A 13,705-nucleotide genomic window follows, 5' to 3' on the forward strand; every position below is an offset into this window, starting at 1 on the left:
CGGCGCGCGGGGCGGGCACCGGGCCCCGGGCGCCGACTGCCAGGGCGTACGGGCCTGGCGGGCGACGAAACGCGGCGGCGCGGGGGTTCCTTGTCGGACACTTCCGTCACCTGCCGGGGGTCGTAGAGGGCTGCTTGGACGGCGTGGGGGGCTGTGCTGCCGGCGAGGCGGACCGACTCGCGGTCGGCGTGGGCGTCGGTGTCGGCTTCAGCACCATGGGGACGCGTACCGAGGACTGCTGGGCGGCTTCAGGAACGCCTCGTACCGTGCCGTCGGGGTTGAGGAAGGCGGGGTCGCCGCCGGGGACCATGCCCAGCTCGCGGGCGCGGCGCTGGAGGGCGTCGGGGGCGGAGTAGGCGTCCACGTCCCGCTGGAGCGCCTGTTCCTCGTCGGTGAGGCTCTTCGTGTCGTCCTGGAGGTCGTCGAGCTTGAACGCCCCTTCACTGAGAGCGGAGTTCAGCACCAGCAGCACGATGAGGCCGCCGCCCAGGAGAAGCACGACGAGGAGGACGAAGGGGGTACGGGCGGCCTGTCCGGAACCGGACGGGATGAGCCGGGCAAGCCGGGCGGCCCGCCCCTTCAGTTCGGGTTTCCTACTCACTCACCCGCCCCCTTCTTGTGCCTCACGCTTGTGCCTCACGCCCCTCATTCCAGGGACTCCCTGATGCGCTGTGCCCCGCGCAGCCGCGCCGGTGCGGCCCGCCGGTTCTGCGCGATCTCTTCCTCCGTGGGGAGCTCCGCACCGCGCGTCAGCAGCTTCAGCCGGGGCTGATAGCGCTCGGGCACCACCGGCAGACCAGGCGGCGCGGTGGTGGCGGCACCGGCCGCGAACACCTGCTTGACCAGCCGGTCCTCCAGCGAGTGATACGACAGGACGGCGATCCGGCCACCAACGGCGAGCGCCTTCACGGCCGCCGGAATCGCCCTCTCCAGGACGGTGAGTTCGCCGTTGACCTCGATACGCAGCGCCTGGAAGGTCCGCTTGGCCGGGTTGCCCCCGGTGCGCTTGGCGGCCTGCGGCAGTGCGTCCCGGATCAGCTCGACGAGACGCGCGCTGTTGCTGAAGGGCTCCTTCTCGCGCTCACGCACGATCGCGGACACGATCCGCTTGGCCTGCTTCTCCTCGCCGTACACCCTCAGGATCCGGACGAGTTCGCCCGGCGGGTAGGTGTTGAGCACCTCGGCCGCGCTCACGCCGGTCGTCTGGTCCATCCGCATGTCGAGCGGGGCGTCCTGGGCGTACGCGAACCCGCGCTCCGCCTCGTCGAGCTGCATGGAGGAGACGCCGAGGTCGAAGAGGACGCCCTGGACGCGCGGGAGCCCGAGCCGGTCGAGTACGTCGGGGAGTTCGTCGTAGACCGCGTGCACCAGAGTGGCCCGGTCACCGAAGGGATCGAGCCGCTCTCCGGAGAGGCGCAACGCCTCCTTGTCGCGGTCCAGGGCGACGAGGCGGGCCTCGGGGAACCGGGTGAGCAAAGCCTCGCTGTGGCCGCCGAGGCCGAGGGTGCAGTCGACGACGACCGCTCCGGGCCGCTCCAGCGCCGGGGCCAACAGGTCCAGGCACCGCTGGAGCATCACCGGAACATGTCGCTGTCCCTCCCGTCGCCCGCCACCACCCCTGTTCGAATGCGCTTCGCGCCCCATTTGATCTGGGCCCTCTCAGGTCCGGCGCGGCGTACGCACCACCGGGTCCCCTCTCGCTCGGTGAAGGGGGAGGCCTGCCGGCGCCGGAAGCGTCGTCGACCGGGAGCGGGAGGAGGCCGAGCCGTACGTACGCGCCGCGCACGCGGGGAGATTCCGGCACGTCGCCGGGTCCTCCGGGGGACAACAGTCCAGCTGGGAGAGTCTCGCCTCCCAGTTCGCGTCACTTTAGTCCACCGTGTCTCGCGGTCAATCAACCGGCCTGCGCGTCGCGGGACCCCGCCGTCACCGACGCGGCACATCGCGGAGAACCAGCTTTACGGGGTCTTCGGAGCGCCCATGTGGGTTAGCTCACAACAACGTTCGTTGATGTTCTTTGTCCCCTCTCACAGAAGGCATGCACGGACTGTGACGATTACCGTCTATAGGTATGACGACTTCCACATCTGTTCCCACCGAACCCGAAGGCGCCATATCTGGCAGCGGCACCGTCACCGACCGGCTCGTCGAGGCAAACGAGCGGTACGCCGCCGCGTTCACCGACCCGGGCATGGATGCCCGCCCTGTGCTGCAGGTAGCGGTCGTGGCCTGCATGGACGCCCGACTCGACCTGCACGACGCGCTTGGCCTGGAGCTGGGCGACTGCCACACGATCCGTAACGCGGGCGGCGTCGTCACCGACGACGTGATCCGCTCCCTCACCATCAGCCAGCGGGCGCTCGGCACCCGCAGCGTGGTGCTCATCCATCACACCGGCTGCGGTCTGGAATCCCTCACCGAGGACTTCCGGCACGAGCTGGAGATGGAGGTCGGCCAGCGTCCCGCCTGGGCGGTGGAGGCCTTCCGGGACGTCGAACAGGACGTACGGCAGTCCATGCAGCGGGTGCGCACTTCTCCGTTCCTTGTCCACACCGACGACGTACGTGGTTTTGTGTTCGATGTGAAAACGGGACTGCTGCGTGAGATTGACCCCACCTGACCCCACCCAAAGGGCGCAAGGCCCGACATATCACAGCCAGTTGTCCACAGGCGAGTGACACGAACCGGTAACGGCAACAAGAATGCGGGTGTGGCGTCACGCGGAACTTTTCACGCGTGGTGTCCGTGTTCGAGGTGGGCCGGTCCGCATCACGGAGCGTCGGCCCGGAGAAAGAACGGGCCGAGGAGGGCCGGGTGACGACCTATGACGATCGAGCGAGCCTTACGGATCTGACCACCACTGTGGAGCGAGTCCGCAGTTCGGTGGAGGGAGTGATCGAGGGCAAGCCTGAGGTCGTACGGCTTTCGCTGACCGTACTGCTCGCCGAGGGGCATCTTCTGATCGAGGATGTGCCCGGCGTCGGCAAGACCATGCTCGCCAAGGCACTGGCGCGGTCCATCGACTGCTCGGTGCGGCGTATCCAGTTCACGCCCGACCTGCTGCCCTCGGACATCACCGGGGTGTCCATCTGGGATCAGCAGCGCAGCGAATTCGAGTTCAAGCCGGGCGCGATCTTCGCGCAGATCGTGATCGGAGACGAGATCAACCGCGCGTCGCCCAAGACGCAGTCCGCGCTCCTGGAGTCCATGGAGGAGCGCCAGGTCACCATCGACGGGCATACCTACGAGCTGCCCAGCCCCTTCATGGTGGTGGCCACGCAGAACCCGGTCGAGATGGAGGGCACGTACCCGCTGCCGGAGGCGCAGCGCGACCGCTTCATGGCCCGTGTCTCCATCGGCTATCCCAGCGCGGAGGCCGAGCTGGAGATGCTGGACATCCACGGCGGGGTCTCGCCGCTGGACGACCTCCAGCCGGTGGCGCACGCGCACGACGTCGTCAAGCTCATAGACGCGGTCCGCACGGTCCATGTCGCCGACCCGGTGCGGCGTTACGCGGTGGACCTGGTCGCCGCCACGCGCACCCACCCCGACCTGAGGCTAGGCGCCTCCCCGCGCGCGACACTGCACCTGCTGCGTGCAGCGAAGGCATCCGCGGCACTCAGCGGCCGGGACTACGCACTGCCGGACGACGTCCAGGCGCTCGCGGTGGCGGTCCTCGCCCATCGTCTGCTCCCGACCGCGCAGGCCCAGCTGAACCGCCGTACGGCCGAGCAGGTCGTGCTGGAGATCCTGCAGCGCACACCTGTGCCCGCGGCGCCTGTGTCGCAGAGCGGTCTGACGATGGGCCGGGCGGCTCCGGACTTCGGCCAGCAGCCGCCCCGGAGGCTGTGATGACCACCGGGGGCATGCCGGCGGCGCAGGCCGAGGAGGACAAGGGCGGGCTGCGTACGGCACTCGCCGGGCTCACCACGCGCGGGCGGTCCTTCCTGGCGGCGGGCGTGGCGGCCGCGGTGTGCGCGTACGTCCTGGGGCAGAGCGATCTGCTCCGGGTCGGGCTGCTGCTGGCCGTGCTGCCGCTGGTGTGTGCGGCCGTGCTGTACCGCACGCGCTACCGGGTGGCGGGCAGCCGCCGGCTTTCGCCCGGGCGCGTGCCCGCGGGGTCCGAGGCCCGGGTCCATCTGCGGATGGACAATGTCTCGCGGCTGCCCACGGGACTGCTGATGCTCCAGGACCGGGTGCCGTACGTGCTGGGGCCGCGTCCCCGGTTCGTACTGGACCGGATGGAGGCGGGCGGCCGGCGCGAGGTGTCGTACCGCGTGCGCTCCGACCTACGGGGCCGTTATCCGCTGGGCCCGCTCCAGCTGCGGCTCAGCGACCCGTTCGGAATGTGCGAGCTGACCCGCTCTTTCTCGACATTCGACACGCTGACGGTCATCCCGCGCGTGGAGCCACTGCCGCCGGTGCAGCTGACCGGCGAGGCCAAGGGGTACGGCGACGGGCGGAACCGCTCGCTGGCTCTGGCCGGCGAGGACGACATCATCCCGCGCGGGTACCGCTACGGCGACGATCTGCGCCGGGTCCACTGGCGCTCGACCGCGCGCTACGGCGAGTTGATGGTGCGCCGCGAGGAGCAGCCGCAGCGGGCCCGCTGCACGGTGCTCCTCGACACCCGGGGCATCGCCTTCGAGGGCGCGGGCCCGGACTCGGCCTTCGAGTGGGCCGTGTCGGGCGCGGCATCCACGCTGGTGCACATGCTCGAACGGGGCTTTTCGGTACGGCTGTTGACGGACACTGGCAATTCGGTGCCCGGCGAGGGGGCCGACGGGTTCGCGGGTGCCAACCAGGAGTCGGCGGACGCGGCCGGGCTGATGATGGACACCCTGGCGGTGATCGACCACTCCGACGGTACGGGCCTGTCCCGGGCATACGACGTGCTGCGCGGGGGGAACGAAGGGCTTCTGGTGGCTTTTCTCGGCGACCTCGACGAGGAGCAGGCGACGGTGCTCGCCAAGATGCGGCAGCGCAGCGGCGGGGCGGTCGCCTTCCTGCTGGACAGTGAGGCGTGGGTGCAGGGTGAGGCCGACGACGACAGCGAGGAGCGGCTTCGGATGCTGCGGGAGGCGGGCTGGACCGCTGTGACCGCGCCGCCGGGTGCGGACCTCGCCGATCTGTGGCGGGAGGCGGACCAGCAGCGCAATCAGGTCACGTCGACGGGTAGTGCGGCGGGAGGCGGTGGCTCATGAGCGGGCGCGCGCGACTGGCGCTGTGCGCCGCGGCGGCGACACTGATGGCGGCGAGCGCGCTGCTGCCGCTGGTCACTCCGGCGACCTGGCTGCTGCAGGCGGCGTTCCTGCTCGCGGTGCAGACCGGTGTGGGCGCGGCGGCCCGGCGGGTCCCGCTGGCCCGGCCGCTGACGATCGCGGCGCAGGCCCTGGTGAGCCTGATGCTGCTGACGCTGACGTTCGCCCGTGAGCAGGCAATCCTCGGGGTCATCCCGGGCCCGGAGGTGTTCCAGCACTTCGGGGTGCTGCTGCAGACGGGTGGCGAGGACGTCGGGCGGTATGCGATCCCGGCGCCGCTGTCCGACGGCATCCGGCTGATGATGGTCGGCGGTGTCCTGGTGATCGGGCTGGCAGTGGACGCCCTCGCGGTGACGCTGCGCAGCGCGGCCCCGGCCGGGCTGCCGCTGCTCGCGCTGTACTCGGTCGCCGCCGGGCTCTCGGACGGCGGCGCCGGATGGCTGTGGTTCCTGCTGGCGGCCGCCGGCTATCTGCTGCTGTTGCTGGCCGAGGGCCGTGACCGGCTCTCGCAGTGGGGCCGCGTCTTCGGCGGCGCACCCCGCACGCCGGGCCCCGACCCGTCGCCGGGCGCGGTCGCACCGATCCGCACGGGTCGGCGCATAGGTGCCGTCGCGCTCGGCATCGCCCTGGTGGTGCCGCTCGGTCTGCCGTCCCTCGACGGCGGCCTGCTGGACGGTACGGGGACAGGTGTCGGCTCGGGCTCCGGAGGCGGCGGCACCATCTCCGCGGTGAACCCGCTGGTTTCGCTCCGCGACAGTCTGAACGTGGACGAGGACCGCCAGGTCATGTCGTACAACACCAACTCCGAGGAGACGCAGGACCTTTATCTGCGGATCGTCTCGCTCGACGAGTTCGACGGCACGGCGTGGAAGCCGTCCAAGCGCAACATCACGGATGTGCCGGGGACCTTCCCGACGCCGCCCGGTCTCGGGGACGAGGTCAGGCGCACCGAGGTCGAGACGAGGATCGCGGCGGCCGACTGGTACGCGCAGGACTGGCTGCCCATGCCCTACCCGGCCAGCCAGGTGGAGATCAACGGCCAGTGGCGGTACGAGCCCGTCGGGCGCACGCTGGTCGGCGACCACGGCCAGACCACACGCGGCCTTGACTACTCCGTCAAGAGCCTGATCGTGCAGCCGAGCGCGGAGCAGCTCGCCGAGGCGCCGGAGCCGCCCGGCTGGCTGCGGCGCGAGTTCACCGATGTGCCGGAATCGCTGCCTGCGGTGGTGTACGACACGGCACGGCAGGTCACGGCGGGCGCGAGCAACAACTACGAGCGCGCGGTGAAGCTCCAGGACTGGTTCGCCCTGGAGGGCGGCTTCGTGTATGACACGGAGGTGCAGGTCGGCAGTGGTTCGCAGGCGATCGAGCGCTTCCTGAGGGACAAGGAGGGCTTCTGCGTCCACTTCTCCTTCGCGATGGCCTCGATGGCCCGCACGCTGGGCATACCGGCCCGCGTCGCGGTCGGCTTCACACCCGGCTCGCCCCAGTCGGACGGCACGATGTCCGTGGGCCTGCGGGACGCGCACGCCTGGCCCGAGCTGTACTTCGAGGGCGTGGGCTGGACCCGCTTCGAGCCGACGCCGAACCGCGGCACGGTTCCGGAGTACACCCGGACGGACACGCCGGGCACCACTCTCCCCGAGCCGGGCACTTCGGAGGAGGTCGCGCCGCGGCCTTCCTCGGCCGCCCCGTCGACCAGCGAGAGCTGCACGGCGGAGCAGAGGAGGCTGCAGGAGCCCTGCGGCAGCGAGTCTCCTGAGGCGGCGATCACGGCGACGGACGACGGTCCGCCGTGGCCCCAGATCCTGCTGCTGATCCTGGGCGGGCTCGCCGTGCTCGCGATACCTCTGCTGCCGATGATGTGGCGGATGAGAGTACGGGCCGTACGGCTCGGCACGCACGGCCGCACCGAGGCGGACGCGGCGGCTCACACGCTGGCGGCGTGGCACGAAGTGACCGATACGGCCTGGGACTTCGGCATCGCGCCGGACGAGTCCCAGACGCCCCGTAAGGCGGCGGCCCGGATCGTCCGGATCGGGCAACTCGATCCGGTGACCGCGGCTTCGGTGCACCGGATCGCGGACGCCGTGGAGCAGGTCCTGTACGCGCCGCGGCCCCGGCCCACGCCGGGTCTGGCCGACGACGTCCGCAGGATGACCGACGGTCTGCGCGCCACGGTCAGCAGCGGCACCCGCCTGAGGGCACTGCTGGCGCCCCGCTCGGCTGCACGGGTGGTGTGGGCGGCCTCGGAGAGCTGGGCGTCGCTCAAGTCCCGAGTGCTCAAGTCCCGGGCGGTGGCTCGCTGGACGACGCTGGTCCGGCGACCGTCGGCGGGGCAGGGCAGCGGCTGAGGGAACCTGGCCCTTGCAGGGGGCGCCTGCCCGGTCTCGGGTGGGCGCCCTCGGTCGTTTCGGCGAGGTGCGGTGTCGGGGACTCGACAGGCCACTCGGACCGGGCCGTGCCCGACTTCAGCGCGGCTCAGTGCCGAACACCGATGAGGCGTGGCGCCGTATGCCGGTGCGGTGCCGAACACCGATGAGGTGCGGTGCCGTATGCCGGTGCGGTGCCGTACGCCGGTGAGGTGCGGTGCCGTACGCCTCGTGAGCGAGGGCCAGTTGGAGAACTCTCGTGAGCGAAGCTCAGTTGGGCAGCAACTCCGGGGCTTCGCCAAGGTGTTCGCAGGCATGCCGAAGGGGCGGCCACCCGCGGGTGGTCACCCCTTGCGCGCTGTGTTGGCTCTCCGCCCGGGGGCTACTGGCCTTGTTCGTCGCGGCGCCGCTGCCAGCGCTCTTCGATGCGGTCCATCATGGAGCGCCGCTGCCGACCCTGACGGCGGGCTTGCGGAGCGCTCGGCGCACCGGCACCCGCGGCGGGCTGCTCGCCCGGCTTGGGGGCTTTGCGCCAACCGGTGACGGCGAGCACCGCGCAGCCCAGCATGACGAGGAATCCCACCACGCTGACCCAAATCTGCTGTGCGACCATTCCGGCCATGAGGAGCGCGATACCAACCAGGAAGCCAACGACCGCCTGGTAAACCCGTCGCCGGGTGTACGTACGCAGCCCGCTTCCCTCAAGCGCTGTCGCGAACTTGGGATCTTCGGCGTACAGCGCTCGCTCCATCTGCTCGAGCATTCGCTGCTCGTGCTCCGAGAGCGGCACGGAGTCCTCCTCATCGTGCAGTCGCCGGGGCGACCGGGGGTCCCCTTCAGGATAGGCAGGGAATCGCCCCCGTGAAACCCGCCCCTCTACGCCAATTAGCCAACCGGATTCCGCCATGGCACCCCGGCTCACTGAAGCGTGCATTCCCCAGCGACCGGCCCGTCATGCCGGACGGTCTCCTCCGATCATACGGCTCCGAGCGCCCGATCGGGGGCGCTGTGGCGTACTCCATCTGCCGCCGCGCTCCTGATCAGCGGCGGGGCACGGGAGCCCGCTCAGGCCTCGGCGGCTTCCCGGGTCTCGCCGAGCACATGGAGCTGGGTCGCCACGGAGTGGAAGGCGGGCAGCTCAGCCGCCGCGGCCTCCAGCTTGAGCAGGGCGTCCAGGGCTCCCGGCTCGGTGTCCACGAGGACTCCGGGGACGAGGTCCGCGAAGACCCGTACGCCGTGCACGGCGCCCACGCGCAGACCGGCGCCCTCGACGAGAGCGGTGAGTTGCTCGGCGGTGAAGCGCCGAGGAACGGGATCGCCCTCGCCCCAGCGGCCGTCCGGGTCGCTGAGCGCTTGCCGGGCCTCGGTGAAGTGCCCGGCGAGGGCGCGCGCGAGCACCGCGCCGCCCAGGCCCGAGGCGAGCAGGCTGAGGACTCCCTCGGGGCGCAGCGCGGCCACGGCGTTGGCGACGCCCTCGGCGGGGTCGTCCACGTACTCGAGCACTCCGTGGCACAGCACCACGTCGTAGCCACCTCGCTCGACGACGTCGAAGAGGCCGTGGGCGTCGCCCTGGACGCCCTGGACCCGGTCGGCGACGCCGGCCTCGGCGGCCCGGCGCTCCAGCGCGAACAGCGCGTTCGGGCTGGGGTCCACGACGGTGACGCGGTGGCCGAGTCGGGCGGCGGGCACCGCGAATCTGCCGCTGCCGCCTCCCGTGTCGAGCACGTCGAGCGACTCCCGGCCCGTGGCCTTGACCCGGCGGTCGAGGGCGTCTTTCAGGACGTCCCAGACCACGGCGGTACGGAGAGAAGCGCGGGGGCGACTCGGGTCCGACACGGCAGTTGACTCCTCGGCGCGGCACCGCCTCGGCTACGGCGGAGCGATGGGGATGCCTTCCCCGGGCCTGTGCGGCCAGGGGAAGGTGCAGGCGCTGCCAACCCTATTGCCTCCGGCCCCGCGCCCGGCCCTCCGTCTCGCGCGGCGGACGACCCAGCCTCGCCGGCTCCGGGCGGACGAGACCTCGCTCAGCGGACTCCTGCGCCGTTCATCCCGCATCCGGTACCTCCGGTACGTCTGGCTCCTCCTGGTCGACGTCCTGCTGTGGCTGGGGCAGGACGGGCTGCAGGACGAGCATGCGTTCGACGAGGCGCAGGAACATGGCCACGTCGCGCAGCAGGTCGTCGGCGTCGCGGCTGCTGGCCGCACCCTGTATGCCTGCTTCCGCGCGGGCGCGGCGGGGGGCGCCGGAGGCGAACAGCGCGCTCCACTCGGCGAGTTCGGGCGCGATCTCGGGGAGCACTTCCCAGGCGCTCCGGATCTTCGCCCGGCGCCTTGGGGTGGACTCCGGGCGGCCCCGGGCGGCGAGCACCGCGGCGGCGGTGCGCAGGGCCGCGAGATGTGCCGTCGCGTAGCGCTCGTTGGGCGTTTCCAGCAGGGCCGCCTCGTCGAGTCCGGCGCGGGCCTGGGCGAGCAGGTCGAGCGCGGCGGGCGGGGCCGTGGCCCGGCGGAGCACGGGATGTACGTCGCTCGCCGGGCCGGTCAGTGAGGGGGCAGGGCCGGTGGCGCGGCGCCGACGGGCGGCGGCTGCGTGGTAGCTGGCCATGACGAACCTCCTGTCGTCTGTGTGACGGCGCAGTGGCCGTATGTGCCCATCGTGAGGTATGCCACTGACAACGCGTCCTGGCCTGGGGTTTTGCTTCGATCTAGCGTTCGGGCTGCCTTTTGCACTGACCAGTCAGTTCAAAATCTCACAGGTGGGGAGAAGCGGTGGGGGGGGTGCGGACGGACCGCGTGGTCTCGGCGTCACGGCGGAGGACTTCGGGCTCAAGGGTCCTCGCGGCTGGGCGTTCCGCGGAGTGGGCCTCGATGCGGAGCCCGGCTCACTGATCGCGATCGAGGGGCCGTCAGGCTCGGGGCGTACGAGCCTGCTGCTCGCGCTCACCGGGCGCATGAAACCCACCGAGGAGCATGCGACGGTCGGGCCGTTCCGCCTGCCGAAGCAGATGGCCGCCGTCCGCCGGATCAGCGCGCTCGCGCATGTACCCGGGGTCACCGACCTCGACCCCACCCTGACCGTCGGCGAGCACCTGCGCGAACGAGCGCTGCTCCAGCGGCGGTTCGGCGGTTCGGTGCAGGCCTTGCTGCGGCCCCGCAGTATGGGGGTCCCCCCGCTCGAGCGAAGCCGAGAGTGGGAGAGTGCGGCGGAGGCCCGGCTACGGATCGATGCCGCGCTGAGCGCCGCCGGGCTGGACCGGGAGGCGCTGCCCAAGGGCTCCCGGACCGCCGTACGCGACCTGGAGCGGGCCGAGGCGCTGCGGCTCTCCGTGGCGCTGGCCCTGGTCGGCCGTCCGCGGCTGCTCGGCGTCGACGACACCGACCTGAAGCTCTCGGAGCCCGAACGGGCCGAGGTCTGGGCGCTGTTGCGCTCGCTGACCGAGGCGGGGACGACTGACGCGGGCCGCCGGGACGGTGGGGTTCCTCTGCCCGGTGACGGCGTGCTTCGCGGCGATCGTGCAGTGGCTGAACGCGCGCTTCGGAGCGGCGGGCCGGATCCTGGTCCTCGCCTTCCTGATGCTGCAACTGACGTCGGCAGGCGGCCCGTACCCCGTGCAGACCAGTCCGGCCTTCTTCAACGTGATCCACCCCTTCTTGCCGATGACTTACGTCGTCGACGCCCTCAGGAAGCTCATTACGGGCGGCGGTCTCGGCCCGGTCTGACAGGCATGTGTGGTCCTCACGGCGTTCACGGTGGGCGTCCTCGCGCTCACAGCCGTTGCCGCGCGCCGCAAGCAGGTGTGGACCCTGGACCGGCTGCACCCGGAGCTGAGCGTCTCGGGAACTCTGTGGGTGCCTGGGGGTTTCAGGCTTTTCGGGCGCGGCGTGGCCGTGTGCGGTTGCCATCAAGTGGTCCAAACCTCGGGGTGAGGGGGTGAACCTCGGTGGCGTGCACGTGGTGGAAGCCGGTCCGCTCGGCGATGGGGGTCCCCCGCTCGAGCGAAGCCGAGAGTGGGGGGAGGGTGCGCCGCCGACAGGTTCTGCGGGAGAGCCGCACCCGCCCGGCCGGAGGGGGCTCCGGGCGGGGTGGGGCGGGTACTCCATGACCTGGCACCGGCCCGGGAGGGGCCGGTGCCTGGGTGTCATGCCCCGCCGGACGCTGGACCGCCCCGAGGGGGGTGGTGGCGGGGACCGTACGCACCTCGGGCATACGGCGGGAAGTCTTCGCCCGGCGGGCCGACGAGGGCCGGGCCGGGGTGGGGCGGGATTTGCCGGGAGTGGCCTTCGGCCCGGGCGGCCGGGCGGAGAGGGCTGCCGTCCGGCGGGTGGTCTTCCTCGGCCGGCGCACCGCCGTGACGGTGCCCTCCACCACGGTGCGGATGGTACGGATACCGGTGGCGCGCTCGGTGGCGGTGTGGGCCTGGGCGAGCAGGCCGCGGGAGACGATCCGGCGGGCGGCCGCCTGGTCCCGGTCCAGCGACAGGCCGCAGCCGGGGCAGTGCGCCCAGGCCCAGCCGCGCTCGGAAAGCCGGTCCGGGGTGGGATGATGGCCCAGCGGACCCAGGCACCGTGGACACAGCGCGGAGGTGCCCCGCGCGGGGACGGTGACCACCGCGATACCCGCCTTCGCGGCCAGATGCCGGATCGCCTCCGCGACGGTGCCGCGGACCTGCCCCGACAGCCGGGCGTTACCGCGCCTGCGGCCGCGTGCCTCCAGGGTGGCGAGGTCTTCGAGGTAGATGACGGTGGCGCCGAGGGCGGTGGTCTGGTCGACGGCCCAGCGGGCCGCGGACCAGGCCAGCGCCTGGTTCAGGCGGCGGATGCGGGCACGCACCCGCGCGTGCTCGACCTCCAGCACCGCGGCCTTGTCCAGCAGGTCGTCCCAGGCCAGGTGCGGGGCACCGAGGCCGTCCGCCAGCGCGCGGTAGTGGTCGCGTCGGGCGGCGAGGTGTTCGCGGTGGCCGCGCAGCCGGTGCAGTTTCGCGCTGATCGCGGTGGCGTCGAAGAGCAGGGCGCGGCCGTCGGTGATCACCCGTGCCTGCCCGGCCTGTCCGGTCAGGCGCCCCAGGGTGCCGGTCAGCAGGGTGTTCACCCCCCAGTCGAACCCGAGTGCCACCCGGTGCCCGGACGCCTTGGCGGCGGCCACCGGCGTCGAGTGCGGCAGGTCGACGGCGATCCGGCCGCCGCGGGTGGGGCGCAGGGTCGGGGTGTGCAGCACCGCCACCGTCGAGCCGGTGGCGGGCAGGCGCAGGTCGATCACGTGCCAGGCCCAGTCCCGGCCGGAGGCGGGGGCCGGGCACAGTGGGAGTTTCACCCGCAGCCGGGCCATCCCCGCATCCACCCGGTGCAGGGTGACCTGCTGACGGTCCATCGCCGCCAGCAGCACCTGCCCGGCGACCTGGGGCGGCTCCTCCAGCTCGCACAACCCGGCGGGCAGCTTCCCGTGCTTGGCCAGGTGGGCGCGGACCTGCCGGGTGCGGTTGCGGATCTCCGCATTGCTGACGTCGGCGGGCAGCAGTGCCCGCAGCGCGGTCCACTCGGCTTCGGTGCGCCGGAAGGGATCGGCGGGCCAGGCCGCCAGGACCGCGGCCACCAGGGCGCGCCGGTGCAGGGCCAGGCGCAGGGTGCGCGCCGCGTACTCCTGTGCCGCCCGGCGCACCCGGTCCGACACGTACACTCCCTCGCCGGGCGCGGCATCCCCCGCCCAGTCCAGGCGGCGCACGGCCATCCATCCCTTGGACGGCAACGGCTCACCCTGCCCGTCGACCCCGGCGGCCAGCACATCCAGCGAGGCCTCGTCCCACCGGGAAGCCACCAGCGCCTCGGTCAGCTCCTGGCACAGGGAGGCCAGGAAGGACACCCGCTGGTACAGCAGCCGCTGGCCGACCCGCTCGCCGCTGCCCTCGACCACACCATCGAAGGCGGTACACGGCGCCGTCGCCACCAACCGGCCCACACCCGCCACCCCCTGGCATCCCGGACAGTCCCGAACCGGGCACACTCCCGCACCCGATCGGCCTAACGACCGACCCCCGCACAAAGACACGCATCCCCAGCGACAACGCCCGATTCATGCAG

General features: G+C 72.0%; 10 protein-coding genes and 2 pseudogenes. 6 read left to right on the forward strand and 6 right to left on the reverse strand.

Annotated features, from left to right (window positions below; all coding sequences use genetic code 11):
• Nucleotides 1–106: 106 nt before the first annotated feature.
• Both ACYVO6_RS09670 and rsmH read right to left on the reverse strand, forming a co-directional pair.
• Nucleotides 107–601, reverse strand: coding sequence for a septum formation initiator family protein (locus tag ACYVO6_RS09670; RefSeq protein ID WP_461059381.1), 495 nt, complete (start codon nt 599–601; stop codon nt 107–109).
• A gap of 44 nt (nt 602–645) precedes the next feature.
• Nucleotides 646–1,644, reverse strand: coding sequence for a 16S rRNA (cytosine(1402)-N(4))-methyltransferase RsmH (gene rsmH / locus ACYVO6_RS09675; RefSeq protein ID WP_461059383.1), 999 nt, complete (start codon nt 1,642–1,644; stop codon nt 646–648).
• A 427-nt stretch (nt 1,645–2,071) separates the two neighbouring features.
• On the opposite strand from rsmH, the gene ACYVO6_RS09680 reads away from it, so the two are divergent.
• The 4 genes from ACYVO6_RS09680 to ACYVO6_RS09695 all read left to right on the forward strand — a co-directional run bounded on the left by ACYVO6_RS09680 (nt 2,072) and on the right by ACYVO6_RS09695 (nt 7,615).
• Nucleotides 2,072–2,620 (forward strand): beta-class carbonic anhydrase, encoded by a 549-nt coding sequence (locus tag ACYVO6_RS09680; protein ID WP_461059385.1) that lies wholly within the window; start codon nt 2,072–2,074, stop codon nt 2,618–2,620.
• Nucleotides 2,621–2,814: 194 nt separating this feature from the next.
• Complete coding sequence (locus ACYVO6_RS09685) at nt 2,815–3,852, forward strand: AAA family ATPase (protein ID WP_461059387.1); 1,038 nt, start codon at nt 2,815–2,817, stop codon at nt 3,850–3,852.
• Nucleotides 3,852–5,204, forward strand: a complete 1,353-nt coding sequence (locus ACYVO6_RS09690; protein ID WP_461059389.1) for a DUF58 domain-containing protein — start codon at nt 3,852–3,854, stop codon at nt 5,202–5,204. The genes ACYVO6_RS09685 and ACYVO6_RS09690 overlap by 1 nt, the downstream gene beginning before the upstream one ends.
• Nucleotides 5,201–7,615: a transglutaminase TgpA family protein gene (locus ACYVO6_RS09695; RefSeq protein WP_461059391.1), complete on the forward strand. Its 2,415-nt coding sequence runs from the start codon at nt 5,201–5,203 to the stop codon at nt 7,613–7,615. Before ACYVO6_RS09690 ends, ACYVO6_RS09695 begins: the two co-directional genes overlap by 4 nt.
• 400 nt (nt 7,616–8,015) lie before the next feature.
• Here ACYVO6_RS09695 and ACYVO6_RS09700 read toward each other — a convergent pair whose 3' ends face one another.
• The 3 genes from ACYVO6_RS09700 to ACYVO6_RS09710 form a co-directional block, all read right to left on the reverse strand.
• Nucleotides 8,016–8,423 carry a DUF3040 domain-containing protein gene (locus tag ACYVO6_RS09700; protein ID WP_461059393.1) on the reverse strand — a complete coding sequence of 136 codons (408 nt, stop codon included), beginning with the start codon at nt 8,421–8,423 and terminating at the stop codon, nt 8,016–8,018.
• Nucleotides 8,424–8,698: 275 nt separating this feature from the next.
• Nucleotides 8,699–9,469: a class I SAM-dependent methyltransferase gene (locus ACYVO6_RS09705; RefSeq protein ID WP_461059395.1), complete on the reverse strand. Its 771-nt coding sequence runs from the start codon at nt 9,467–9,469 to the stop codon at nt 8,699–8,701.
• Between the two features lie 208 nt (nt 9,470–9,677).
• Nucleotides 9,678–10,235 carry an SAV_6107 family HEPN domain-containing protein gene (locus ACYVO6_RS09710; RefSeq protein WP_461059397.1) on the reverse strand — a complete coding sequence of 186 codons (558 nt, stop codon included), beginning with the start codon at nt 10,233–10,235 and terminating at the stop codon, nt 9,678–9,680.
• A 142-nt stretch (nt 10,236–10,377) separates the two neighbouring features.
• Here ACYVO6_RS09710 and ACYVO6_RS09715 point away from each other — a divergent pair.
• Together ACYVO6_RS09715 and ACYVO6_RS09720 are read left to right on the forward strand one after the other, a co-directional pair.
• Nucleotides 10,378–11,082, forward strand: a pseudogene (locus ACYVO6_RS09715) (ATP-binding cassette domain-containing protein); the annotation flags it as partial.
• Nucleotides 11,081–11,464, forward strand: a pseudogene (locus tag ACYVO6_RS09720) (YhgE/Pip family protein); the annotation flags it as partial. The pseudogenes ACYVO6_RS09715 and ACYVO6_RS09720, both read left to right, overlap by 2 nt.
• A 28-nt stretch (nt 11,465–11,492) precedes the next feature.
• Here ACYVO6_RS09720 and ACYVO6_RS09725 read toward each other — a convergent pair.
• The gene (locus ACYVO6_RS09725; protein ID WP_461059399.1) at nt 11,493–13,583 is read right to left on the reverse strand and encodes a zinc ribbon domain-containing protein; all 2,091 of its coding nucleotides are present in this window, start codon (nt 13,581–13,583) and stop codon (nt 11,493–11,495) included.
• Between the last annotated feature and the right edge of the window lie 122 nt (nt 13,584–13,705).

This window comes from Streptomyces pseudoechinosporeus (assembly GCF_054783935.1).